The following is a 25,386-nucleotide window of genomic DNA, read 5'->3' on the forward strand; positions in this document are numbered from 1 at the left end:
TCTTTGTAAAGCTACCTGATCAACGTTCTGTCTACTATTTCTGAGGTGCAGGCTTAGAACGACTTCTAGATGGTCGGTTAGTCGAAGGTTTATTTCCTGTTGGCTTGTTACCTGCTGGTTTGTTCGAACCATTACCGCCACCGAAACCAGACTTCTTAGGTTTACCTGCACCAGCTGGCTTGCCAGAGCTATTGGTAGAAGGCTTGTTAGCCGCATTACCGCGCTTATAGTTGCTGCCATTATTTCTTAAAGATTTATCATCACCAGCAGAGTTGCTGTCAGAAGCTTTGTTGCCTGAGTTAGGCTTGTTCGCATTAGGCTTACGCTTAGGAGCAGAACCTGAACCAGATACATGACGTTTGTTCTTACCTGCTGGTTTGTGTCCACGAGCGTTGTCACCAGAACGTTGACCATCCGAGTGTTCGCGTGTCTTTTTCGGCTTCTTAGGCTTAATCGGACGCGAATCCAAACGAGATTCTGGCAGCTTGTTTACGGGTGCAAAACCTTCAAGTTCACGACGTTCAAGCACTTGCTGAATAAGGCGCTCAATACCAAACAGTTCACCCACTTCATCAGCACAAACCAGTGAAATTGCTTTACCAACTTCACCAGCACGGCCAGTACGACCAATACGGTGAACGTAATCTTCTGATACGTTTGGAAGGTCGAAGTTAACCACTTGAGGCAATTGTGGGATGTCGATACCACGAGCAGCGATATCGGTCGCTACAAGTACTCGTACCTTACCTGTTTTAAAGTTCTCTAATGCTTTAGTACGTGCGCCTTGGCTCTTGTTGCCATGAATAGGTGCCGCAGAGATGCCTTGCTCGTCAAGGAAATGAGAAAGCTTGTTCGCACCGTGTTTCGTTTTGCTGAACACGAGCACTTGTCGCCAATCATTATCTTTGATCAGCTTCGCTAGCATTGCGCTTTTTTTCTTTTTATCTACTGGATAAATGCTTTGTTCAACAGTTGGTGCCGTTGAGTTTGCAGGGCTTACTGAGATTTCAACAGGATTGTTGACTAAGCCTTTAGCCAAGCCACGAATATCATCAGAGAACGTTGCTGAGAACAGTAGGTTCTGACGCTTCTTAGGCAAGAAAGCCAAGATCTTACGGATGTCGCGAATGAAACCCATGTCTAGCATGCGGTCAGCTTCATCTAACACAAGGATCTCTAGCTGATCAAAACGCACCGCATTTTGATTGTATAGGTCAAGTAGGCGACCCGGCGTTGCCACCAGCACATCACTGCCTTTACGCAGTTTTTGCATCTGAGGATTAATTTTCACACCACCAAACACCACCGTAGAAGTAAGAGGTAAGTTAATACCGTACTTCACTACGCTGCCATTCACTTGCGCAGCAAGCTCACGGGTTGGTGTTAGCACTAGCGCACGTACTTGGTTCTGACGTACGCGAGGGCCTTTAGATAACATTTCCAGAATAGGTAGCGTGAAGCCTGCAGTTTTACCTGTACCTGTTTGAGCAGCGGCCATTACATCTTTGCCCGTTAGGACAGCTGGTACGGCTTTCTCTTGGATTGGTGATGGCTTATCGTAACCTTGTGCTTCAATAGCTTTAAGGATCGGTTCAGAAAGGCCAAGGGAGGTAAAACTCATAGATTATTTTCTCAGTTGAATAACATTTAGTATGAGCAACGCGCAGAAAGAAGTCGTTGCTACAGCTTTCGCTCATCAATAGAATTGATAAGGAGCAAAGCGCGGTATTCTGAGGCTTTTCCCCACATTCAGCAACTAAATTCTAATAACAGATCCAATCCAACCTATAAAATTTGTCGTTTCTGTTCGTACATTTTTTCATCAGCTGCTTTGAGTAGTGCATCGACATCACTGTAGTTATTGTTATGAATTACCCAACCAACGCTAATTCGAAGATAAATCGAGTGCGTATCATAAACAACAGGTGTGCTACATATCGCTCTTCGAAGTTTAGCTACAATCGACGATACATGTTGATCATCAATAATACGTGGTAACAAAACTAAGAACTCATCACCACCGATTCTCGCAACGATATCTGAACCACGTAACTCGCTCTTAATGCGATTAGCACACTCAATAAGTACCTGATCGCCAGCCGCATGCCCAAAAGTATCATTGATCGCTTTAAAGCCATCAAGATCGATATTTACCACAGCAAAGGTTCTTGCTCTCTGCTTTTGGGTGACTTTGAACGCCTGCTTTAGGCTGTACATAAAGTATCGACGATTAGGTAACATGGTGAGTTCATCATGCATAGAGCGACTATCTGCAATTCGGTACAGGCGATAAATAGTAAAGAAGGCAAACGCCAGCATTAACATTATGGTGTAACCCACCAACCTTACTGCTTGAATTCGATACCACTGCACATCCATCAACACATGCTCATTACCAGAGAGAGCAAGGTACCAACCACCGTATGGAAAGCTCACCTGTTCAGTCACAAAAGCATTATCAAATACGTCCTGAGAGCCATAAAAGACCGCGCCATCTTTACCCGAACTGTTTGCACCACGAATCGCGAGTTTATACTTGTTTTCGAGTATCCCAATTCCGACATCTTCAAACAGCTCATCTAAACTAATAACGGCACTGGATACACCCCAATAGTCTTGGTTAAAAGGCGGGTCTCGAAAGATCGGAGTTCGCGTAATGATAGCTTGACCACCTTGAAACAGCTCAAAAGGACCAGCAATAACGGTGTTGCCAATATTTCTGGCAATTTCAACCGACTCCCATTGGGTTGGATGATCTCGATAATCTATACCAAGAATCTGCTCATTGCCTTCCATTGGGTATACGAAATTTAGGATGTCATCTTCAGCCAGACCAATCAGACGAATGTGGAATCCATCTCGAATGATATTCTCAGCGATCTTGTTCCAACTCTTCATATCGCCGTCAGGATTTATCGTCACAAGAGTAGACAAATTATTGAGGATATACATATCTGACACGATCGCGGCTTCTATTCGAGAACGAATGATCGATAACTGCTTTTTTGCCTCAGAGTAGGATTCATCTTTCAGGTAGGATAACTCTTTAGAGTGAAAAAATTCGATAGCACTCATTACCACTAAAAAAAACAGTAAAGATAATAATTTGGCAGGCCATTGCTTGCTAGAACCACTTGGCATTCAGACCCCCTAAACCTTTTTGTTCTTAAATTTGCTCATATCAGACTAACTCTTTAAGTATGCCGTTAAGCTATTTAAATACATACACTTAGCCTAGTGCTCATTTCATTACTGAGTCATTCATCACTTAAAGTCCATTAGACACATTGATTACTGAACCAAATATCGAATCAATCTTATTAAAGATTACAATGTATTGACCAAAACCTTACATTGAAAGATTCATGAGTGTTATTTTATATTCACAATTAATCAGCTTGGTACCTTACGAACATGAAGCTAAAAACGCTAACTCTGTGCACATTGTTATCAATCTCAGTTGCGGTTGCGGTTCACGCACAAGCTACTTCAGATACTCTAACGGCTTTTGACACACAACAGACGGTTAATATACAAGAGCCTGTTAACATACAAGCAACAAGCGTACCAAGTATTCAATTACAAGCTGGTGTTCTCGACTCTCAAGAGCTATCTTTTAAACAATCCGCCGATCTGATTCGCACAACCTACGAAAGCCAACTTTACACTCTGCCTGCATTCAAAGAGGGTCACTATGGTTTGCGTATGTATCGACAAACATTAGACGACAAATATTCTGCCGCGGTATGGAGTGACATGGCACGTGTAGCAAGTAAGCTCAGCCGCCTGTCGAATGATGTTCACACCATGGAACAAATCGTACTGTACTCAGAAAAGCGTGTTGCTTCCTATGTTGGCGACAGCGATGAACGTAGTGTTCGACGCTACAACATCACCAAGCACATGCCAGAATATCTATATCTTGGTGTTGACCTTCTCGGCTCTATGGCGCGTGCCAATGAGTACGGTTTAGAACACAAGAACGATGCCAAACTACGTGAAATCATTCGCCGTTATGACTTTTCTCGATATGTTACTAACGAAGACATGGTGAAAGCATGGGCCGCTCAATTGGCTAATCAAGTCTATTGGCTGCGCCAATTGGGTGAACAAGATGTCGTTGATGAATTTGTCGATACCTTCAAAAAAGCCTACCCAGACGATAAAGACAAGAAGCTTTCAAGCCAGCAATACGGCAATAAGATCTATGGTATGACACATGTGATCTTTGGAGATTCTGAGTATTACCAGCACCAAGTAAGCGAGCAAGAACACCAATGGATCTACGATTACTTCAGAGAAAACATCGATACGATCCTGTTACGAGCTAAAGAGGATGTGATTGCTGAGGTTGGGTTGACTTTCTTACTAGCCGGTCTAGAGAATGACCCGGTTGTAGAGAAAACTAGGCTCGCAATCCAGGCATCTATCGATAAGACAAAAGGCATGATCCCTTCGGTCACCGGTGATTTTGATCCCAAATATGGAGAGCACCGCAACGTACTCGCTATCATGCTACTCGATTGGCAGCAAGTGAACGAAGCACCGACTTATGAAGGTAACCCTAAAGTGTTTACTAACATCCCTTACGGACTAGTTGAAAATCAACCGCTGAAGCACTAGCAGTAATACTTAAGTTGATTTTAGAACCCAAAAAGCCGCAAACCTCTCAAGGTCTGCGGCTTTTTTAACTCTTACCACACCAACACTTCATTCAGGCTCAGGATGCGACTTTGTTCATCACTATCGTGAAATCCCCTTCTGCGTATCCTTCTATCAAGGAAACATCGTCACAGAGTGTTTTACAGAATCGATATACGCCTTGAGGGTGATAACTCATCAAGGTATTGCGTGAAGGATATTGGCTTGAATTGAGCAGATTAAAAATCACCGTCTGATTCGCTAGTCCAAACATACGAGTAATCATGTTAGTCAGATAATCCGAGTCGCGAGAGATGTAATTCAATGAGCCACTGGCGATAACTATATCGTGTACCTCAAGGCTCATTTGGCTCATATCACCCGACAAAAACCGACAACGATCTTCTGTATAGCTCTGCTTCGCCTTCTTTAAAAAGCCTGCGTGTTGGTCAACGCCAGTGTAAGATTGAATGCGATAGATGCTGTCGAGCAACTCAAACAGCTCGCCATAGCCACAACCCAAATCTAAAATACTCTTATTTTCAAAGTCAGCCGAACGAGCAATCACTTCAAAGCGACACAATTGGCTCTCTTCGCTGGTCCACCCTAAAGCTTTAGCCTTGTCGCCATTCGAGCGGTTAGCCTGTTTTCGATGATAGCGATACACTTTCCAACGATCGAGCCAGTGCATTCAAACAAATCTCATTTCAATGAACATAAGTACGCCTCAATAAACTTAGACGTCAGAATTTGAAGAAAAGAGCCCACCGATTTTATAACCGACCGCATAACAAACCACGGCGACAGTCACAAACACCAAAGCTGAGAAGACATAAGCCACCGGTGCAGCAACGCCAGTGCCCCATACTACGCTAAACACTAAACCGAGATACGCTTCTTGCGGCCACTGATAGATAGGAAACTGAGTACCACCAGCAATAAGATAAACCATCGCAAACAAGCCAATGAAGGTAGCAATAAGACCGATGAGAACGCGCATGTTCATAGAGAGACCCTTGATAAATTGGAGCTTAGTCGGAACGGAATATTCTTATTCGGAACCGAGTGTTCTTAATAGAAACTGGATTTTCTTAATTGAAGCCGAATGCTATTAATCGCAACCTAATGATATTCAAGTATATCGGATAAAACAGGCTTGCTCTATTACTCTTCCGAGTGAGCCTTATACACCGCATAGCAATAAAAGTGGTGGTTCAAAATCTGAATCAACTTAACGAGCAGGTACAAAAAAGCGGACACCCTTCTCACGTTAAATCCGCAAGAAAGGTGCCCGCTTCAACTGAATTTAGGCGCTTTAACTGAATCTCGCTTAAAGCAGGATGAAGATACCCGCTAAACACGCACTCATTAGGTTTGCAAGCGTACCAGCAGCGACTGCTTTCAAGCCTAAGTTTGCCACTTCAGCACGACGCTCTGGTGCCATAACACCGATCGAACCTAGCTGAATAGCGATAGAGCCAATGTTAGCAAAGCCACATAGAGCAAACGTCACGATGACTTGGCTATGTTCAGATAACAGCGCTTTGTTCTCAACGAAATCGATGAAAGCAACAAACTCGTTCATTACGATCTTCTGACCAATGTAAGAACCCGCCATTAAGACTTCATCACTCGGGATACCAATCAGCCATGCTAAAGGCGAGAACAAGTAACCGAAGATAGCTTGCAGCGTAATACCGGCAAAACCGAACGTCTCACCTAAGCTTTCTAGGCCAGTGTTCACCATCGCAATTACACTCACGAATGCAATCAACATAGTACCGACAGCCACCGCGACTTTCATACCGTTCATCGCGCCGCTTGCCAGTGCATCGATCACGTTGCTTTGGTCAGCTTTATCGAGTTCGATATGGTCGTAGTCACTTGGTGTGCTGCGCTCAGGAACGATGATCTTCGCCATTAACAGACTACCCGGAGCTGCCATGAAACTTGCTGCGATAAGGTATTTAAGTTCAACACCTAAACCAGCATAACCACCAAGCACACTACCCGCTACCGACGCCATACCACCTGCCATTACAGCAAACAGTTCCGAACGAGTCATAGACTTTAAAAACGGACGAATAAGAAGAGGAGACTCACCCTGAGAAAGAAAGATATTACCTGTCGCTACCAAGGATTCAGCTTTACTGGTGCCCAGCAGTTTTTGCACCGCTCCGCCCAAGATTTGAATCACTTTTTGCATGATACCGAGGTAGTAAAGTGCAGAAATCAGAGCACTGAAGAAGATAATGATTGGAAGTACGCGTATCGCGAAAATGAAACCTTCAGTTGCAAGGTCGCCGAAAAGGAATGCGATACCAGCGTCTGCAAAACCAAGCAGGCTAGAAACGCCATTACTTAGGCTCGTTAGCGCCAATTGTCCCCAAGGGAAATACAACACCAAAGCAGCGAAGCCGATTTGAAGTAATAGTGCACGAGAGACTGTTTTCCAGTTAATCGAAGAACGACTTTCAGATAGCAGGTACGCACAAGCAATCAGTGCAAGAACACCGACAAAACCAAATAGAATATTCATAATGTGTCCTAGTAATCCTTAAAGAGTGAACATGAGCCAAACGAATGACATCAAAGGAATAGGACAAAGAACCGCAAGCAAAACGCTACGCGATGAAGGAGCTAACAGGGTTAGCGAATGTAACAACGAGTTGTTCATGTAAAAATCACCTTATACAAGCAGTGGAACGTAGCTGGTCCGGTCCGTGGGGTCATTCACATATCCATGTGACGGCTTGTATTGGCTAAGCACCGGCTTAAAACCGGAAAAGAAGTATAAACAGTTAAGTGAGACTTTCATCACATTTTTCAACGCAAACGATCGCGCGGTCAAGGATTAAACAAAACGCAGTGTTTATCGTCATTTTTAACTTATCAGTTATAAAGAACGTCGAGGCAGGAAGTTTAAGATAAAAAGCCACAAAGTGTGGCTTTCTAAAGGATATTATCGAAATGGGCAAAATTAATTAAGCAACGCACTTTTCACTTCAACGTCTTGGAAGATCTCTTCGAAACGTTGTTTATAGATAAGCTGCATTTCATTAATGATCACACCACCATCTGGCACGTCGTTCTCGCCTTGGAAGTTTTTGCTCAGTAGTTTCTTACCTACTTCGTCGTAAATAATCACATTTACGTTGTACCAAGAGTTATCCGTAAACGCATGGAAATCATATTTCCATTCATTCAAGACGAACATCATCGATTTATTGTCGAACGCTTTCATCTGCTCTGCGACTTTAGTGATGTCTTCGTTTGGTGTCGTCTCGACTGAGTCCACCATCACTTGCTGCTTCTTTAAGCCCGCAACAAGTCTATCCGTCAAAAACTGAGACATCGGCTGTTGTGTCGCCGTGTTGTGTGAATAAGGAATACCGAGAGAACTACGGATAATGCCCTCAAACTTTGGCTCTTTATCTTGGTCTAAAACGTATGGGCGTTTATCAATCACTGCAATAGTCAGTGCTTTTTCTTGAGGTACGACACTCAATTGTGGCGCACTCTGTTCTGGAGTTAATACTGTTGCACAACCTGAAAGCCCTAGCGTGATTGTGGCAAGGAGCAAACTGACGAGTTTTGTCATTAGATTTACCTATCTTATTGTTTTGAAGATGGTGTTCTAACAAAAATTGTCTTACTCAGTAAACATTCATTAAATCAATAATTTATACAATTCTTATTTATATAAATTGGCTCACATATCAGGTTGGTTTTATTGAGTAATTACCCAATAAAACTTTAAGCAGCAGGCGTTGTAAATGAAGATCATGAAATGAATGTGATATGTTCAACCTATGTAGAGAGCTGCGTAGCCTCTCGGTTAATTCTGTGTGATTATTACCACTTTTCTGTGTTCTCCCTCATTTACTATGACTTCAAGATTCATCTTAAGTTTAGATGCGTATATACTTTGTATTATCTCACCCATTCATTATCTATAAAACGAGAAGAGCTGATTAGATATAACAGCCATTGAGACTAAGAGAGGAAACACGTGAAGAAAATGGAAGCTCCGCACGACATGAACAATGGAGCTAGATTCAAAACAAATAGACACGGCTATGTGACAGTAGTTGAGTATTATAATACCTATACTGTTATTGTTGCGTTTGAAAACACCGGAAATATCCGCGCTATCAGTGCGGCGAAATTACGTACAGGTCAGTTAACCGATCGCTCTGTCGCACCTGAATCAATTATGATTGGTGAAAAGGTTGAATCCGTTAAGCATGGCATATTAACTATTACCCAAGTTGAATCTGAAAATATTGTGGTTCTGACCAATATCAATAATGAAGAAATTAGAATGTTATTGCCTGCCGTACAGAAAATGAAAGATAAAACCGAAGAAATAGATGGTGAAAATGTTACCTCGCCAAAACCAACTTCTCTTAGCCAACTAACTAAAAGAAATAAAAAGACCAAAGACGTTAATAGCATGCTTAAGAAAATGCTTACCGACTACGGTCGATACGATTAATTCTCTATTTTCTTCAACAGACCCTCTATATATTTACATTCCAATAGACAAATACATTCCCCCCAACCTTTCTCAATAGATACGTTGCATATTCGTGTGAAAAGTTAAATTTGATCAAAGTCTCACTCTGGATCTTTACCACACGCAAGCGAGATCTCCATCACAATCTCATTTTAGCTTTGTGATGGAGATCTTATTGAAATCTCAATATTTCCATTACTATGCTCCCACACAATAAGAGAACGCAGTTTCTCAACCCCTAAAATCCAATTGAGACAAATATTATGAAAAAGATTCTTGTAGTTTGCGGTAACGGCCTTGGTACTTCACTAATGATGGAAATGGCAGTGAAAGAAGTGGCTAAAAAAATCGGTTTCGAAGCGGAAGTTGATCACGAAGATCTATCATCTGCTGCATCAAGTAATGCGGATATTTGGGTAGCAGCAACAGACGTTGCAAACCAACTGAAAGAAGGCGGAAAAGAGAACATAATCAGCCTTAAGAATATTTTTGACAAAGCATCAATCGAAGAACAACTAAAAACTTTCATGTAAGGTCCAAATTATGCAGAACTTTTTCGAATTCATGCTCGGCTTATTAAAAGAGCCAGCAATCATGGTAGGCTTAATTGCTTTCATTGGCCTTGTTGCACAGAAAGCTGATATTTCCACCATTCTAAAAGGCACAATTAAAACCGTAATGGGTTTCCTAATTTTAGGTTTTGGTGCTGGCGCTCTTGTTGGCGCACTAAATAACTTCTCAGTTGTATTTACTGAAGCATTCGGCGTAAGTGGTGTTATTCCAAATAACGAAGCAATTGTTGCATTAGCACAAGAAGCATTCGGTTATGAAATGGCTCTAATTATGTTCTTCGCATTCGTTGTGAATATTTTATTGGCTCGTATTACTCCTTTAAAATATATTTTCTTAACGGGTCACCACACAATGTTCATGTCTATGCTAGTAGCGGTAATTCTGTCTACAGCAAACATTGAAGGCACAGTTCTAGTCGCAATCGGCTCTATCATTGTGGGTACATTAATGGTTGTGATGCCAGCGTTAGGCCAAAAGTACACTGAAAAAGTAATGGGTACTGATCAACTGGCTATTGGTCACTTCTCGACACTGTCTTACATCGTGTCTGGCTTCATTGGTAGCAAATTCGGTGACACATCAAAATCAACAGAAGACATCCAAGTTCCTAAAAGCTTAATGTTCCTGCGTGATACGCCAGTAGCCGTAGCAACAACAATGGCTATTTTCTTCATGCTTGCGTCTATTATTGCGGGCGGCGAGTTTGTAGAAACAGTATCAAGCGGTCAAAACTGGGTTGTATTTACCTTCATGCAATCTCTAATCTTTGCTGGTGGTGTTTACATCGTATTGCAAGGTGTGAAGATGCTAATTGCTGAAATCGTTCCTGCATTTAAAGGTATCTCTGACAAACTAGTACCAGGAGCAAAACCTGCTCTAGACTGCCCTATGGTATTCCCAGTAGCACCAAACGCGGTACTAATCGGTTTCCTTTGTTCTTTCGCGGCTGGCCTACTAGCAATGGCAGTTCAAGGCGCGCTTGGCTGGACAATCATTGTAGCGGGTGTGGTTCCACACTTCTTCGTAGGTGGTGCGGCAGGTGTTTACGGTAACGCGACTGGCGGTCTACGTGGTGCAATTCTAGGTTCATTCACGCAAGGTCTGTGCATCTCTTTCCTACCAATGCTACTACTTCCAGTACTAGGTGGTCTTGGGCTTGAAGCGACAACATTTGCTGACTTCGACTTCGGTGTTGTTGGTCTGATTCTAGGATGGATTGTTTCATGAGCCTATTCGATTTAATCGGTAACCAAGGCGTTATCATCAACTCTGAAGAGAACCTAACGGTTGATGCTGCGATTGATTTAACCTGTTCAACACTGTTAGCAAGCAAGAAAATTGAAGCAAGCTATGTTGAAGCTATCAAGCAAAAGCACAAAGACATCGGCGCGTACTATGTCCTAGCACCAAAGATTGCGATGCCTCATGCTCGTCCTGAAGATGGTGTGAACGAAGCATCACTGCAGGTAACAGTATTCAAAAAGGGTGTTGATTTAGAGTCGGAAGACAACGGTGACGTTTACCTTTCAATCACTCTGGCAGCGATGGACTCAGATAGCCATATCCATACTATTATGGCGCTATCAGAGTTGTTCCAAAATGATGATGACATTGATGCCATTATCGCAGCGGAAACAGAGCAAGAGATCATCGAGATCTTAAAGCGATACTAGTTACGCTAAAAGCTATTACTCCAGAGAAAAGCTATCAGACCGAGCCCTGCTCGGTCTTTTTTTACACGTTTCAAATGACGATGCACCAGATGAACAAAGAGACGCTCGCCGAAAAGCTTTTCAACTCAGAACTTACCAACTAAGAGCTTCTCACCTAAAAGCATCTCAACTCAATAATCGACAGACAAGAGCCCCTGGCTCCCTTAATGCATCCACGTTATAGCTAAGTACACGCCCGGCAGACGGCGCATGATAACGACGACATTCGTTACCAAAAGCGTCGTATTGAATCGCCAAAAGATCATCTTGCTCTACGTGTTGTAAAAGTTCGACCTGAGGCAGCACAAAGCCACCAATATCAGCGCGGATAGACACCACATTATTACCCTCTATCCAATCTATACTCGGCAGTGGCTTTTTGTCTCGTAAACCTTCAGCATCAAGCATCTCGTAGTAAGAAAGAATATTAAAAACACCATCTACGGCTCGTTGAATCATGTCAGGTTGAGTAAATTTCCCCATCCCGACTTCCACTGTAATGCTCGGAATTCCACTTCGATTCCAGACAGTTTCAAGAATACCCGGATCGCCGGGATCATTAAGAACACAATCGGGCTGCATTAACCTCGCCATCTCCAAACATTGTTCTACTCGGTAATCAGCAAACACATAAAGTGGATACACCGCACCACGAGTTTGGGTATGCAGATCAACAGCAAATGTCGCGTTGTGTTTGAGTAAGCGATCCCACAAAGATGCGACGAATCGCTCCGCGGCTAAGCCGTGTGCATCCCCCGGAAAGAGTCGATTAAGGTTGGCAGGGCAAGAGCCCGGATCCGAAGAGATAAAATCGCGGCTGTGGTTAAGCAAGCCAGACAAATTCACAGTTGGTACAACTGTTACCGTGCCTTTTAATGTTTTGCCTACTAAATCTCGGATAATTTGCTGAGCAGCCAGCACACCGTTGAGCTCATCACCGTGAATCCCGGCAGTGATCATCAACTTCGGGCCGTCTTGACTGCCTTTGAAAACAGAAACCGGCATGTTTTTAGGTTGCCCTAACCCATCACTGGTTACTTGAAACCAAAACTGATGCTCTCCAATCGGTAAGTCTTCAACATTTAAGGCGCCAATAACCTGCCTACCTTGTAAAACATCGCCTAAGTACTCTGTTTTCATCCAACGTCTCCATCTTGTTGAGCAAAATTTATTCTTTTCTAAGTTTTGGCATCATAGAGGATATCTTAATCAGTACAAACAGTTAATAAGATGAAGAAGCTCTAACCTCACCATAAGGTTCACCCATATCATTATCACCTCGCCCAAATAGAAACTTGAAAAAGTAACCGAATAAGGAAATATGAGTTGTATATCCATTCACAAACCACTCAGTTTCCTGAAATAAAAGTGCAATAAAATCAACATTTAAAAAGTTCCCTATTCACGAAAATGTAATTTTACAGAAATGAAAGCTTAATTTAGCTGCTCTAGATTAGTTTCATATCGAAACGGAGAGCGCATTGCTCACGGATTTTAAAATACAAGGTAAGTGATTATGAAAAAGGCAGTTCTAGCTTCTGCAGTGGTAGCGGCACTAGTTTCAGGTTCATCGTTAGCAGCAACGGTTTACAGCTCTGATGGTACAGAACTTAAAATTGGCGGTCGCGCAGAATTCCGTGGTGATTTCATTGGTTCCGGTGGTGCTGAAGTTGAAGGTTCAATGAAAGATAAAACTCGTTTCCGTTTAAACCTTGGTGGTAAAACAGAACTTACAGATACTGCAACGGCATTCGGTTTCTACGAAGCTGAGCAAGACACAGGTTCTGATAAGTTTGAAAACCGTTACATGTACGCAGGTGTTGATTTTGACGGTCAAGCCATTTCTGTCGGTCGCCAAGATATGGCTTCAGTTATCGTATCTGACTTTACGGATATCACTGAGTTTTCTGGTGTGCAGCAAGCATTCGGTGCAGCTTCTGATAAAGAAGATGGCGTATTTGCATACCGTGGCGGTTTTGATGCTCTGCAACTAGAAGCCACTTACCAAACCAACAGCAAAAAAGACTCTGACGGCTACGGCATTTCAGGTGTTTACTCACTGCCAATGGGCTTAGATCTTGGCCTAGCCTACTCAGGTGAAGACCTAGGGGAAAATAAAGGTAGCGCAGACCAAATCCTTGCCGGCCTAGCGTATTCTCTAGACAACCTGTACTTAGCTGCGACTTATTCAACAGGCGACCTAGATGATAAAGCGACAGGTACCGATGCTAAGTCATTCACTGCTATGGAGTTTGCAGCGCAATACAAATTCACCAAGCAAGTATCTGCTGCAGTCGTATATACTTACCAGGAAGATGAAATCAACAGCGGAGCAAAAGTAGACGCTGTCGACGGTATTGAATTAGCCGGTTACTACAAACTAAACAGCAATTTCCGCACATACCTTTCTTACTACGTTAATGGTTTAGACGAAGTTAAAAATGCAAAAGGTATCGTGACAGCTGGTGAAGACACACTTCGCCTAGGTGTACGCTACGATTTCTAATCTAAATCGACTTTAGATAGAGACTAGAAAGGTTGGGCGGTTGCTCAACCTTTTTTCATATTCAAATATTCTGACCAACTTCATCAATGCTTTTTCTGGTTAAGTGGTGCTAAATCCGTATCATAGGTGAACCACATCAAATAATTAGAAGCATCATGTCACAACACCATCCGATCCAAGGCGCTAGCTGGATGCTAACCGCAGGCTTAGCCTTTGCCGTTATTAATAGCCTGACTCAAGTCGCTAGCATTCATTTCGGACTTACTTCTACCACCGTTGCCGTCATTCAATACGCCATCGCGTTGTTCGCTATTCTTCCTTACCTGAAAACGCTGGGCATTCGCCGCGCGCTAAAAACCGACAACCTAAAGTTACACGTATTCCGTGTCTTCTTATCTGTTATTGGTATTCAACTTTGGATATGGGCATTGGCTTACCCAGTACCTATTTGGCAAGGCATTGCCCTTCTCATGACGTCGCCATTGTTTGCAACCATAGGCTCAGGACTTTTCCTCAAAGAGAAAGTTGGGGCAGCTCGCTGGGGCGCGACCTTAGCCGGCTTCGCTGGTGCTATGGTGATTCTAGAGCCGTGGGCAGAAGACTTTAACTGGGCAACACTGCTACCGGTTGGCGCGGCTTTCTTCTGGGCATGCTACTCACTCATGGTGAAAAAACTCTCTTCGCAAGACAGCCCTTCAACCATGGTGGTGTACTTGCTGCTATTGATCACACCATTTAACATCCTGCTTGCCGCCCCAGATTGGCAGACTCCAAGCGGCGGTACAATTTGGGCTATCTTGATTGTTATCGGTGTTATGACGGCACTCGCTCAATGGGCAATTGTAAAAGCCTACTCAGTTGCTGATGCTTCGTTTGTGCAACCTTTTGACCACGCGAAATTACCGTTAAATGTTCTAGCTGGTTGGGTTGTATTTAGTTGGGTTCCACCGGGTCGTTTATGGCTAGGGGCTGCTATTATTATTGCGTCAGTTGCATTTATTACCCATTGGGAAACGAAAAAACCGGCGAAAATAAAGAAAGTTTAGGATCGATGAAATAAATAGTTCGACTGTCCGTTCTATATGGATAAGAGAATTCAAACGAGGCCGTAAGCATGAAGAAAGCAGTCAAGATTACACTATACCGTTGGGCAGGCAGCTGGGGTCCATTTAAAGTTAACATTCCATGTGGAGAATGCACCCTTACCAAAGACATTCTTAAGGATACTTTTGAGAATGAGTTATCAGATGTCGATGTTGAACTGGAAGTGAAAGATTGGTTATCTCACTGGTGGGAGCCGCTAAAACTGGGTTCTTGGCATGCTCCTATCCTTGTTGTTGAAGGCAAGGTAGTCAGCCAAGGTGAAGCGCTTAATCGCGGTGTTTTGGTTCAATCTGTAATTAAAGAATGGACCAAACGAGACAACCTAAAAGGCAACATTGTTTACGGAAAAGCGACCTGCCCATTCTGCGTTAAGGCCAAGAAAATGCTTGATGAAGCGGGTGTTGAATATCAATACCACGATGTCGTAAAAGACAGCGCAGCTTTGTATCGTATGATTCCAGAGGTAAAAGCGCACATTGGTGAGAAAACACCAGTAACAGTTCCTCAGATTTGGCTTGATGGTAAATACATTGGTGGAGCTGACAACTTAGAAGCGTGGATGAAAGAGAACGGTTTAGATACCATCCCGAATAATGTTGTCGACCTATCCAACCAATCGACAGGCTGAATTCAGTAACAGTCATTAGGGCGCGTTGATCTTTCGAGCTGGTTTTTGCAGCGAGTTGCTGGGTATTTATACAAGGCAGAGGCTTTGATGTGTAGCTAGCCTACATGAGAAGCCGATAACGTAGTAGAAATGACCAGCAAACGCTGCCCGAAGGGTTCGGCTAAAAGCGTTTTACTCTTTGTTGAGGGAGATTTGCTTAGAATGCTAGGCTACTTCTCCCTCGCCGCGATTAAAACGCTTTTATCTCGAACAAAATTCAACCACGAAAGGTCAACACGCCCTAATCAGAAGCTTTATCAGTGTTTTTTGTGTCCATCCACAACAAAACCAGCGATGACCTTCATTAATCGCTAAAACGCAAAAGGCCTTAAACTGAACTAATCCCAATAGTTGGACACCAGTAAGTTTAAGGCCTTTTTAAAATCCGTTTTTGAAAATGCTTATTTCGCCATTTTCTTCATCATTCGCTTAATGAATGATGCTTTTTTTGGCTTTGGCTTGCCATACAATGCTTCGTGCATCATGTTTTTTGCTACCATTTGACCAAGGTATGCGTGGCCTAGTTCGTAATTCATGCTTATCTCCGCACATAATCGATTTTCTTATGCGCGGATTCTACACCTAAAGCGCTCAAAAACAAGATCTAAATCACATTTTCAATGTAATACTACCATTAAGTTACAATTAAAATTTTCATTTAAACATCCATAAAAAAAGCAGCTCAAGAGAGCTGCTTTAAAAATAGTTTTTTAGAAACCTAATTGCTTAGAAACCAACTCACACAAAAAATATCTTATAAAACAAACAGTTAATAAACTAGCTACGCTTTGGCTGTCTGTAAGTTTTACCTGCAATTTGGTATGTGTCTTTTTGCTTTAATTCGAACATAGTTTCAAAGAACCAAGCTGCAAATTTGATTAAGTCATCGCCTTCATTCATCACATGTTCGATGTACTCTTGCTCTTCGCCTTGTTCATTTTCTTGAAGCGTCACGTGGTAAATACGCTTTTCGCCTTCAACTTCAGCTAGCGCAAATTGACCTGTTAGTGATCCAGCAGCCTCAGCGACTTCTGTATCCTCATTGGATTTCAATAACTCAAGTGCTTGAGGCAGGCCATCTAGTGCGCAGATAGCTTTTACCAGTACTTCAAATTCATTTTGCTGCATGTTTATTACCTATTAAATGGACGCAGGTATTGTAGAAAACCATCCATACAAATACAACGTATTAACGACTGTATGCTGAACTATAGCGAGCTAGCTGTTTAACTGGTCTGTACTTCAGCTGCTTAACTGTACTCAACTTCGGTAGCCGTGGCTTTCTTGTTCATTCTCGTTGAAGACCAAAGTACTGTAGCCATGCAAGCACCAATAATCAGATAAAACACGCCGAGCTGTAGGTGAGTCGTCACCCAACTCTCGACTAGATATCCACCAAGTAAACCCGCCAAACACATCTGAATTGAACCTGACAGTGCCGACACTGCGCCCGCTTTCTTCTTATGAGGTTCTAATAGCATACTGATCGATAGAGGGAAGGAGATACCTTGAGCGATAGCTAGCCACGTAAATGCCCACACTAAGTTAAAGATGGATAACTCATGAGTAAGTAACCAAGTCCCTGAAGCTAAAATGATCAAAATCGCAAGACTCATCAATTGTGGTGTACTAAACCTACGATTGAGCAAGTTCAAAGCCACGCTACCAATCAGTAAGCCAGCCGAAGGGACTATCATCAACGATCCGTATTCAGCGGCTGTCAGCCCCAATTGCTCTTGCATTAAGAATGGAAACAGTGATAGCGACACCAAACTCGCCATGTAACTCATCCAATTATAACTGGCACTGGTCAACACTTGGCGATTCGTCAACAAACGGCCGTAGTTCTTGACCACTTGACTGACTTCAAAGCGGCTCTTTCCGTATGGTAAAGTTTCATGAAGAACAAAGTAGCCGAGAGTGAATATCGCCAGTAAATACACAAGAACAAACAGGAACACCGCCTGCCAACCGAGGTGGAACGAGATCCAACCACCAAACACGGGCGCAATAATCGGCATGATCGAAGCGGTGACCGAAATATAAGACAACGCTTTGGTCAGTTGAAGGCCATCATAACTGTCGCGCAGCACACTTCGCCCAAGAACCGAGGCACTACCCGCCCCTAAACCTTGCAACAAGCGACCAACCTCTAACGCCGTCATGTTGTCGGAAAAAACAACACAAACAACAGTACCAATCAAATAAACACCCTGACCTAACAAGAAGATAGGTCTTCTCCCCACGGCATCGGACATCGGCCCGTAAAATAGCTGAGACAAGCCAAAACCCACAAGAAACAGCGTAACGAGCAGCTGTACATCTACCTGAGTCACACTTAAGTCTGAAGCAATTAGCGGCAATGATGGTAAATAGATACTCACCCCTACCTGTCCTGTAGCTATGATCATCATGGCTAAGAGTAGCGGTGTTTTTTTAAAGGTCGATTGGCTCAAAAAATTCCCTATTCGTTTGTTATTTGTTCATCAGATGAGTTTACATTCAAAACCAATAATTGATAATTAGCTAAATTGGAATTTAATTAAGTCCCAACAGGAAATAATATGGATTGGATTCTTAACGTAAAAAGTTATGTAAAAGTGGTGGAAGAAGGCAGCTTCAATGGCGCAGCACGTAAACTCAATACCACCAGCTCAGCGATCAGCAAAAGAGTGAACTGGTTAGAAGAACGTATCGGCACTCAACTATTAAAGCGCACCACGCGCTCAATCAGCCAAACCGAAGCGGGGGCTCTCTTTTATCTGCGAGCCAAGGATCAGCTCGATAATTGGCAATCGATTATTGATGAAACCCGATCGGTTAACCAAACGCCTGCGGGTCTACTAAAGATAGGCGCAACCATTGCTGTTGGTTCTAAGTTTCTCGTGCAATACATGGACGACTTCTTAGAAAAGTATCCAGACATTAAAGTACAGCTTATCACCACCACGCCAGGTCAATTACCTGAGCTTGGCTTGGACCTGGTGATCAGTCGTGAACTAGAACAACTCAACTCGTTAAGCTTCAAGAAAACACCGCTGTTTGAACATAAAGCCAGCTTTTATGCCGCCCCCAGTTACTTGGCTAAACATGGTTATCCCATCAACGAGCAAGACTTAGAACAACACAACTCCTTAATATGGGGAGAGCGTCCTATTCGTGAAGTCACGCTAACTAAAGGACAGCGCATCACTTTGAACGGTAACTTTGCGACCACCAACCCTGAGGCTTTGTTTCATGCCGCGAAGCGAGGAATGGGCGTACTGTTAACCATCAAAGCAATGATCAAAGAGGATCTTAAACAAGGGACACTGGTTCCAGTATTACCAAATATAACAGCTGACGAAGTGATGGTTTACGCGTACTACCCTAAGCTTGACTACTCACATACACGAACCAAGCTATTTTTAGACCACCTAAAAGATAGGCTAGACAAAGAAAGAAATAGTCAAGTTTTGTGAAATATATCGCACTAAATTTGAAAAATCACACAACACGACCAATAATAAACTAGACGCATATCAAGATTATTAATGCAAGTTGCATTGTTAATATTTAAGACAGTGCAGCTACAAGATCGTATACACAAGATCATACACATACAGCTTACACACGATTCTGGTTGGCTACGGATGGTGACTATGACTCAACATACACGCAATAGCATGATAGACACAGAGCGCATTGGGCGCTTACTCAAATTGGAAGGTATCGACCTTTTAGAGTCTGCCGTGCTTACTTTGCATCAAACATTCGGTACTCAATACACCAGTATCATTGAGAAAAAGCACTTTCCCGATCAAATGGTTCCTTTGGTCATTGCCCATTCTGACCATGTACTGCATGACAAAATAAACGCACGCCATGGTCACATATACCAACAAGCCGTTAATCAAAAACACCCAGATTGCTCATTTGCTCAGTATATCGTTCAGTCACTCCCAACATCAGCATTTAGACAGGAAATCACCTCACAGAACTCAATCGCGATCCCAGCACGCAGTCAAAGTGGCGAAGTCATGGGTGTGCTTTTCTCAACCTTTAGTTCGCCTATGAGTACAGATCAACAACAAGACGTGATAAAACACCACCAGTTGTTCGCAGATATCGTCATTCACACCTTGCGTGAAATGTGGTTCAACGACCGTTCTGAGCAACTGGTTAATCAACTCAGCTACGAAGTATCACACGATAGTCTAACTGGGCTATTAAACCGTAGCTGCTTATCAGACACCTTGGAATCGATCACTCAGCAGAGTGTCACTCCCTTCACGCTCGCTCTGCTCGACATCAATAGCTTCAAAGCCATCAATGATATGCACGGTAATTATATTGGCGATAAGGTGCTTCAGTTCGTTGCAGAGACCTTGCGCCGAACCTTGCCCGACAACAACCTGACGTTCCGGACGGCTGGCAATGAGTTCGCATTCATTACCTATCATTCAGACCCAATAGCTGTTTGCGAACAAATACTGGATAAGATAAAGCAAGGTTACACTAGTATTGATATCAAAATCGATTTCGACGTCAGCATCGGCATTGCCCGGTCAGATGGAGATAATAAAGACGTAGAACAAATCATCTTCAACACCAGTTTGGCACTAAAAGAGTGCCAGCATAGTCAAGATACATACATTCAATGTTACGACACTCACCTAAGGGTTCGTTACCAAAGGAAAACCGAGTTAATCGCCGCCTTACGAAGCGAGCTTGATTGCCCCATATCAGACAGTCAGGCACCTAATGACAATGGAATGTACGTGGTTGTACAACCAATAGTTGATCAAGGTGACACACGATGGGGTTACTTTGAGGTGTTAACGCGTTGGAAAACCACAAGACATGGCGACATCTCGCCAGTGGAGTTCATTCAGGTAGCGGAAGAATCGGGGTTGATTGTGGAACTGGGTGAACGGATCATCGAATTGGTATGCCGCGCTAAAACAATATTGGAGCGAGGCTTAGGCTACAAAGTTAAACTTGGAATAAACTGCTCCGCTCACGAGCTTACCGATTCTAAGCGTTATATTTCCTATCTCACTCGAACGATTGAACAGCATCACTTTAAAGCAAACGAGTTTGTCATTGAGCTAACCGAAACCGTGCTGTTATCTCCAACTCAAGAAACAAAGTCAGCACTCGACTTTCTAAGGGGACAAGGGTTCACGATCGCTCTAGATGATTTCGGTACTGGTTACTCAAGCTTAAATTACATTCATAGCTACCCTATCGATTGTATTAAAATTGATGCCACCTTTATTCGAAACTTGCTGACAAACTCAACATCCGAAAGTGTTGTGTGGTTGATTGTTCAACTGGCACACAGACTCAATGTGTCATTGGTTGCGGAAGGCGTAGAGAAGCGTGAGCAATTAGAAAAGCTACACGCAATGGGGTGTGACAAAATCCAAGGATACCTCTACTCTCCACCTATGCGACCAGAAGCTATCGTTAGCTACGTCACTCACTTAGAACCTCTAGCCTAAACGCCGTTTACTACCTCAACCTAAAATCAAAAAGCCGCGAGCGTATCACTAAACATTTAAGTATTTAGTTCTGCACTCACGGCTTTAAAGGCTACATCATTACTCGCAACCATCTAGCTAACGGTTACCTTGAAGCTGCTAGCTATTACTCGATTGTTTTTCTAAAGCTTTCTTTAATAGCTTGTCGGCTTCATCTCTAGCGGCTACGAATGTCGCTTTTTCCTTTTTAGGTACGGAATCGGCCATCGGAATATTCGCTTTCATTGCATTGACAGGACGACCACGTTCAATCAATTCGTAATGTAAGTGCGCCCCCGTCACTCGGCCCGTTTTACCTGATAAGCCAATACGCTGACCGCGAGATACCGTTTGTCCTTTACGAACGAGGATCTTACTCAAGTGTAGGTAGCGTGTTTTGTATGTGCTGCCATGCTGAATCACCACATAGTTACCCGCATATGGGTGCTTACGAGTCATGATCACTTTACCATCACCTGTTGCTTGAACGGGTGTGCCAATTGGCGTCGCGAAATCTGTGCCGTTATGCGGAGAGACTCGCCCAGTCACAGGGTGTAAGCGCTTAGGATTAAACTGAGAACTTTGACGCCAACCACGGCTCACAGGGTAACGTTGGAAAGCGCGTTGTAAGCTATCGCCATTGGCATCGTAATATTGTCCGTCAGTATGCAAGTACGCTGACACAACACGGTTACGGTTCATGATCTTGATCGCTTCGATTTCACGTTTCCCAGTTGCAACACCATCAACGAATTGCGCTTTCTGAAGTACTTCAAACTGATCGCCAGCACGTAAGTCTCGGCTGAAATTCAGCTTATCTTTAAGAAGAGTCACAATATGGTCAATCTCAATACTATTCAGGCCAACTTTGTTCGCTGACATAGAGAAACTGCCTTGAATATCACCCACTAGAGGTTTCTGCTTCCATTCACCCGGAATAGAAATGTCTTCGAATTCGTAGCTGCCGTCATCAAGCAGTCGATAAACCACTTTGTCCGCGACACTAAATTGAAGTTCCATTTTTGAAAGGTTGCCCGTCGCTTCGTCACGCCAAAAGCGTAATGTATTACCCGGACGAAGCGTGTCTAACGCAAGGAAGTTCAAATCGGTTTCCATCACGCTCATCATCGAGTTATAAGAAAACCCAAGCTGAGTGAAGATGCTACTTAAGTTATCGCCTGATTGAATTTGATATTCAAACGTCGGTGGCTCAATAACGGTAGCAGAGGGAGATGACAGAATTGACTCAATAACGGTTGAGTCTGGCAAATCAAGATCGATCGTTTTCGTCAGATTTGATTGTGAATATTGCAAAGCAACACTAATCGCTGCAATAAGTGGCAGTCCTAAAATTGCTGCTTTTTTTACAGGTGAAAGCTCAGCAAACGGAGAGGAAAATATTTTTGAATACACGGTAAACAGGTCTTTCTACGATATAAAAGCACAGGATATGCTTTTCAGGCGTATAAATCATCATTGCATTGTCATAATATGATGTGAATCTGCGCAATCTCGGCTAAGTCATTGAGTTACCGTTAATGAAATAGGCCCACCTCAAAAAATTAATGAACCAACGATTTAGACATTAAAAAGCAGAAACGGCTAGTTCCTGCTTTTTAATTCATACTATTTCAATTAAGTCATGCTATTTCAACTAAGCGTTAACTGTCGATACCAAGCAATTATCTTCACCAAATTCATTCGGGATATAACGATCAGCATTCGCATCGTTCACCCATTGTTGATCATCAACTAGGTAGCGAAATTGAAACTCACCATCTTTCGGAAGACGAGTTTTAAACTTGTAAACCTTCCCTTTCGCCAGTTTTTTCATTGGGGTCGCTTTCCAATCCAGAAAGTCGGCAACGATAGATACGGAATTCGCTTCTTGAGCTTCTAGCTCGAAAGTCACTTCAACTTCATCTTTCGTCTTAAAAAAACGTTTATTAATCATTCGCAAGCTCCATTTGTAAAGTAAGCAGACACAAAGCCAAGTGTGTCTAAATTTCATTCATCTACTTAAGATAATATGTAATTTAGCTCACATAAACAACAGTTCCTTGTCCTAACAAAAATGTCATTGCTCATCAATTGATTGCGTATTGAAAGAAAAACTCATTAACACCTTTTCAGATTGCAATTCTGGAAAAGATTGTTCCGCAGAATGTCGAGTAAAGCCGATAAAACCTTCCCCTGAGAGTTTGCTTTGTGAATCGAGCAGCTGAGCAATCTCTAAAGTTTGGATTCTCACCCGGTCACCAAGAAAGAATTGATCAACTAACACGACGCGGCTTCGATGCTGGTCATGTTTAAACAGGCCAAGATAATAGAAAACGCCACTGCCTTGGTTAGATACCCACATAGGTGCAACAAAGAAACTCGCCTTGCCTAACGTGACACTTGAAAGGTTGTTGGTGTCTACGGTGACCACACCACGCTCAACACCGGAGTCATACCGCCCAAACGCGATTGATCTTGGTTCATCGACTTCATTAATAAAGGCGTACGCGTTGGTTTCAGGAACTTTGATTGTCCATGGGTTAGTCGTCTTCAAATCAAAAACGGTTTCAACAACAGGGTCATAACTGACTTGAGAAGAAGGAAACTTCGCCAAAATCTCTTCGTCACTTAAGCTAAAGCGATAAATACCCGCTAGTATCACCACAACCAACATGACAATAGGAATCAGTAAAATCAGAGGTATAGGTAAGATTTTCTTTTTCATGAGCAATTATATTCTTTTGTTTTCATCCAGTTGTGCAGACCATAAAGGGCTTTAGTATAATTATCAATACAGGGTTAACCAGAAGTGGAGCATGGATGGATATCAATCATATTAAAGAGAAGAATATCAGAAGTTGCGAATGCCGCTGTGGAGCCGTCAATTTAGTCTGCAGAGGCGAGCCTCAACGCACCTCCGTATGCCATTGTTATGAATGTCAGAAGCGCACCGGAAGTGTGTTCGGGGTTCAGGCTCGATTTCCCATAGAACAAGTGACACTCAACGGAGAGGTCACCTCCTTTTCACGTATCAGTGACACGGGCAATGAAGTCACCTACCAGTTTTGCCCTAAATGTGGCACTACCATGCTATTGCAGTCGGTTGCCGCCGCCGATTTTTATGTCGTCCCGCTCGGACTATTTAAAGAGCAAGACTTTCCGCTACCAAGCTTTTCGGTCTACGAAGAACGCAAACACGGATGGGTCAAATTTGACCACCAGATGAGTCATTACAACTAGCTTGTTACTGACCATTATCTCTATAAAGCAACAGTATTGGAACAAACTGCAAGACTGTTGCCTAAGATCAAATATCAACGTTCTACAGCGCTAGCGTATCTTTTCGCTAGCGTTATAATCTGCTCCTCTTTTTAACCCAGGGTGAACCACATGATTTCTAAACTACCTCGCTGGGTTGAATACGGCGCCTTACTGTTAGCGGGCCTTGCTGGCAGCGTTAATGCTATTGGTTTACTCGGCTTCCAACATCAAGCTATCTCCCATATTTCAGGCACCATGTCTTTACTTGGCAGCAGCCTACTCACGCCGACTTCAACTTCTATGCACCTCCTGCTAATCATTATGAGCTTTATGCTAGGTGCCGCGTTCAGTGGATTCTTTATCGAAAATCAAGCATTGAAGTTAGGACGCCGTTACGGTGTTGCGCTATGTATTGAGGGTGGATTGCTGTTCTTAGCACTTTGGGCACTGTTACAAGGCTACACTTCAGGCCAGTATTTCGCTTCAGCCGCGTGTGGTTTGCAGAACGCAATGATCACCACCTATAGCGGGGCGATCATTCGTACCACACACATGAGCGGGATCATCACAGACCTTGGGATCATGATTGGCGCACGCTTAAAGGGGATGCCTTTTGACCGCCGTAAAGCCAAACTTCTTATGTTCATCGTTGTTGGCTTTCTGTTTGGTGGTTTAAGTGGTGCTTGCCTGTTCCAGCGCTTTGAAATTTTGGCACTGGCTTTCCCTGCCTCTTTCGCGTTCATTATCGCGTTTAGCTACTGGCTTTACCTAACTTATCGAACTGAAGCCTCAGTAAATTTATAAACGCCTAGTAATAACCATGAGAATATGTAACATCTGCAACACTTTATTCTAAACTCATAATGTGTTGCAGAATAACCCGTGTGAATATTTAGCGA

Annotated in this window: 25 protein-coding genes; 12 read left to right on the plus strand and 13 right to left on the minus strand. The window is 43.1% G+C overall.

Annotation, left to right across the window (positions count from 1 at the left end; translation table 11 throughout):
* Positions 1-34: 34 nt before the first annotated feature.
* Both OCV44_RS15875 and OCV44_RS15880 read right to left on the minus strand, forming a co-directional pair.
* Positions 35-1,621, minus strand: coding sequence for a DEAD/DEAH box helicase (locus OCV44_RS15875; RefSeq protein WP_139684350.1), 1,587 nt, complete (start codon positions 1,619-1,621; stop codon positions 35-37).
* Positions 1,622-1,785: 164 nt separating this feature from the next.
* Positions 1,786-3,141: a diguanylate cyclase gene (locus OCV44_RS15880; RefSeq protein ID WP_012600289.1), complete on the minus strand. Its 1,356-nt coding sequence runs from the start codon at positions 3,139-3,141 to the stop codon at positions 1,786-1,788.
* Between the two features lie 273 nt (positions 3,142-3,414).
* On the opposite strand from OCV44_RS15880, the gene OCV44_RS15885 reads away from it, so the two are divergent.
* The gene (locus tag OCV44_RS15885; protein ID WP_139684349.1) at positions 3,415-4,623 is read left to right on the plus strand and encodes a DUF3541 domain-containing protein; all 1,209 of its coding nucleotides are present in this window, start codon (positions 3,415-3,417) and stop codon (positions 4,621-4,623) included.
* 97 nt (positions 4,624-4,720) lie between these two features.
* Here OCV44_RS15885 and OCV44_RS15890 read toward each other — a convergent pair whose 3' ends face one another.
* From OCV44_RS15890 to OCV44_RS15905, 4 genes are all read right to left on the minus strand, one after another.
* Complete coding sequence (locus tag OCV44_RS15890) at positions 4,721-5,332, minus strand: class I SAM-dependent methyltransferase (RefSeq protein ID WP_139684348.1); 612 nt, start codon at positions 5,330-5,332, stop codon at positions 4,721-4,723.
* 45 nt (positions 5,333-5,377) lie between these two features.
* Positions 5,378-5,647 (minus strand): hypothetical protein, encoded by a 270-nt coding sequence (locus tag OCV44_RS15895; protein WP_139684347.1) that lies wholly within the window; start codon positions 5,645-5,647, stop codon positions 5,378-5,380.
* 324 nt (positions 5,648-5,971) lie between these two features.
* Positions 5,972-7,180, minus strand: coding sequence for a NupC/NupG family nucleoside CNT transporter (locus OCV44_RS15900; RefSeq protein ID WP_009845705.1), 1,209 nt, complete (start codon positions 7,178-7,180; stop codon positions 5,972-5,974).
* Between the two features lie 441 nt (positions 7,181-7,621).
* Positions 7,622-8,242, minus strand: a complete 621-nt coding sequence (locus OCV44_RS15905) for a YajG family lipoprotein (protein WP_139684346.1) — start codon at positions 8,240-8,242, stop codon at positions 7,622-7,624.
* A 420-nt stretch (positions 8,243-8,662) separates the two neighbouring features.
* On the opposite strand from OCV44_RS15905, the gene OCV44_RS15910 reads away from it, so the two are divergent.
* The 4 genes from OCV44_RS15910 to OCV44_RS15925 all read left to right on the plus strand — a co-directional run bounded on the left by OCV44_RS15910 (position 8,663) and on the right by OCV44_RS15925 (position 11,406).
* Positions 8,663-9,139: a hypothetical protein gene (locus OCV44_RS15910; RefSeq protein ID WP_009845706.1), complete on the plus strand. Its 477-nt coding sequence runs from the start codon at positions 8,663-8,665 to the stop codon at positions 9,137-9,139.
* A 284-nt stretch (positions 9,140-9,423) separates the two neighbouring features.
* Positions 9,424-9,693 (plus strand): PTS sugar transporter subunit IIB, encoded by a 270-nt coding sequence (locus tag OCV44_RS15915; protein ID WP_009845707.1) that lies wholly within the window; start codon positions 9,424-9,426, stop codon positions 9,691-9,693.
* A 10-nt stretch (positions 9,694-9,703) separates the two neighbouring features.
* Positions 9,704-10,960 carry a PTS ascorbate transporter subunit IIC gene (locus OCV44_RS15920; protein ID WP_009845708.1) on the plus strand — a complete coding sequence of 419 codons (1,257 nt, stop codon included), beginning with the start codon at positions 9,704-9,706 and terminating at the stop codon, positions 10,958-10,960.
* Positions 10,957-11,406 (plus strand): PTS sugar transporter subunit IIA, encoded by a 450-nt coding sequence (locus OCV44_RS15925; RefSeq protein ID WP_009845709.1) that lies wholly within the window; start codon positions 10,957-10,959, stop codon positions 11,404-11,406. Before OCV44_RS15920 ends, OCV44_RS15925 begins: the two co-directional genes overlap by 4 nt.
* A gap of 165 nt (positions 11,407-11,571) precedes the next feature.
* Here OCV44_RS15925 and OCV44_RS15930 read toward each other — a convergent pair whose 3' ends face one another.
* Positions 11,572-12,585, minus strand: coding sequence for a succinylglutamate desuccinylase/aspartoacylase family protein (locus OCV44_RS15930; RefSeq protein WP_139684345.1), 1,014 nt, complete (start codon positions 12,583-12,585; stop codon positions 11,572-11,574).
* A 376-nt stretch (positions 12,586-12,961) separates the two neighbouring features.
* On the opposite strand from OCV44_RS15930, the gene OCV44_RS15935 reads away from it, so the two are divergent.
* The 3 genes from OCV44_RS15935 (at position 12,962) to OCV44_RS15945 (ending at position 15,683) form a co-directional block, all read left to right on the plus strand.
* The gene (locus tag OCV44_RS15935) at positions 12,962-13,951 is read left to right on the plus strand and encodes a porin (RefSeq protein WP_029223821.1); all 990 of its coding nucleotides are present in this window, start codon (positions 12,962-12,964) and stop codon (positions 13,949-13,951) included.
* A gap of 155 nt (positions 13,952-14,106) precedes the next feature.
* A complete protein-coding gene (locus OCV44_RS15940) occupies positions 14,107-14,997 on the plus strand; it encodes a DMT family transporter (RefSeq protein ID WP_139684344.1) in 891 nt (296 codons plus the stop codon).
* A gap of 68 nt (positions 14,998-15,065) precedes the next feature.
* Complete coding sequence (locus OCV44_RS15945; protein ID WP_139684343.1) at positions 15,066-15,683, plus strand: glutaredoxin domain-containing protein; 618 nt, start codon at positions 15,066-15,068, stop codon at positions 15,681-15,683.
* Between the two features lie 440 nt (positions 15,684-16,123).
* Here OCV44_RS15945 and OCV44_RS15950 read toward each other — a convergent pair whose 3' ends face one another.
* From OCV44_RS15950 to OCV44_RS15960, 3 genes are all read right to left on the minus strand, one after another.
* On the minus strand, positions 16,124-16,258 hold the full coding sequence (locus OCV44_RS15950) for a hypothetical protein (protein ID WP_012600279.1): 135 nt from the start codon (positions 16,256-16,258) through the stop codon (positions 16,124-16,126).
* Between the two features lie 241 nt (positions 16,259-16,499).
* Positions 16,500-16,850 (minus strand): hypothetical protein, encoded by a 351-nt coding sequence (locus tag OCV44_RS15955; RefSeq protein WP_004731829.1) that lies wholly within the window; start codon positions 16,848-16,850, stop codon positions 16,500-16,502.
* Between the two features lie 122 nt (positions 16,851-16,972).
* The gene (locus tag OCV44_RS15960; RefSeq protein WP_012600277.1) at positions 16,973-18,178 is read right to left on the minus strand and encodes a multidrug effflux MFS transporter; all 1,206 of its coding nucleotides are present in this window, start codon (positions 18,176-18,178) and stop codon (positions 16,973-16,975) included.
* Positions 18,179-18,286: 108 nt separating this feature from the next.
* Between OCV44_RS15960 and OCV44_RS15965 the strand changes: the two genes are divergently transcribed.
* Both OCV44_RS15965 and OCV44_RS15970 read left to right on the plus strand, forming a co-directional pair.
* Positions 18,287-19,183, plus strand: a complete 897-nt coding sequence (locus tag OCV44_RS15965; RefSeq protein ID WP_017100810.1) for a LysR family transcriptional regulator — start codon at positions 18,287-18,289, stop codon at positions 19,181-19,183.
* Positions 19,184-19,363: 180 nt separating this feature from the next.
* A complete protein-coding gene (locus OCV44_RS15970; RefSeq protein ID WP_139684342.1) occupies positions 19,364-21,208 on the plus strand; it encodes a putative bifunctional diguanylate cyclase/phosphodiesterase in 1,845 nt (614 codons plus the stop codon).
* A 138-nt stretch (positions 21,209-21,346) separates the two neighbouring features.
* Here the strand turns inward: OCV44_RS15970 and OCV44_RS15975 are convergent, their stop codons facing one another.
* From OCV44_RS15975 to OCV44_RS15985, 3 genes are all read right to left on the minus strand, one after another.
* Positions 21,347-22,639, minus strand: a complete 1,293-nt coding sequence (locus OCV44_RS15975; RefSeq protein ID WP_139684341.1) for a peptidoglycan DD-metalloendopeptidase family protein — start codon at positions 22,637-22,639, stop codon at positions 21,347-21,349.
* A gap of 241 nt (positions 22,640-22,880) precedes the next feature.
* Positions 22,881-23,180, minus strand: a complete 300-nt coding sequence (locus OCV44_RS15980; RefSeq protein WP_009845720.1) for an isoamylase early set domain-containing protein — start codon at positions 23,178-23,180, stop codon at positions 22,881-22,883.
* 123 nt (positions 23,181-23,303) lie between these two features.
* Positions 23,304-23,951: a hypothetical protein gene (locus tag OCV44_RS15985; RefSeq protein ID WP_139684340.1), complete on the minus strand. Its 648-nt coding sequence runs from the start codon at positions 23,949-23,951 to the stop codon at positions 23,304-23,306.
* Positions 23,952-23,983: 32 nt separating this feature from the next.
* Between OCV44_RS15985 and OCV44_RS15990 the strand changes: the two genes are divergently transcribed.
* The gene (locus OCV44_RS15990; RefSeq protein WP_170962705.1) at positions 23,984-24,466 is read left to right on the plus strand and encodes a GFA family protein; all 483 of its coding nucleotides are present in this window, start codon (positions 23,984-23,986) and stop codon (positions 24,464-24,466) included.
* 150 nt (positions 24,467-24,616) lie between these two features.
* Complete coding sequence (locus OCV44_RS15995) at positions 24,617-25,291, plus strand: YoaK family protein (RefSeq protein WP_135380741.1); 675 nt, start codon at positions 24,617-24,619, stop codon at positions 25,289-25,291.
* The last annotated feature ends 95 nt before the right edge of the window (positions 25,292-25,386 follow it).

It is taken from the genome of Vibrio tasmaniensis, from assembly GCF_024347635.1.
Lineage (GTDB): Bacteria > Pseudomonadota > Gammaproteobacteria > Enterobacterales > Vibrionaceae > Vibrio > Vibrio tasmaniensis.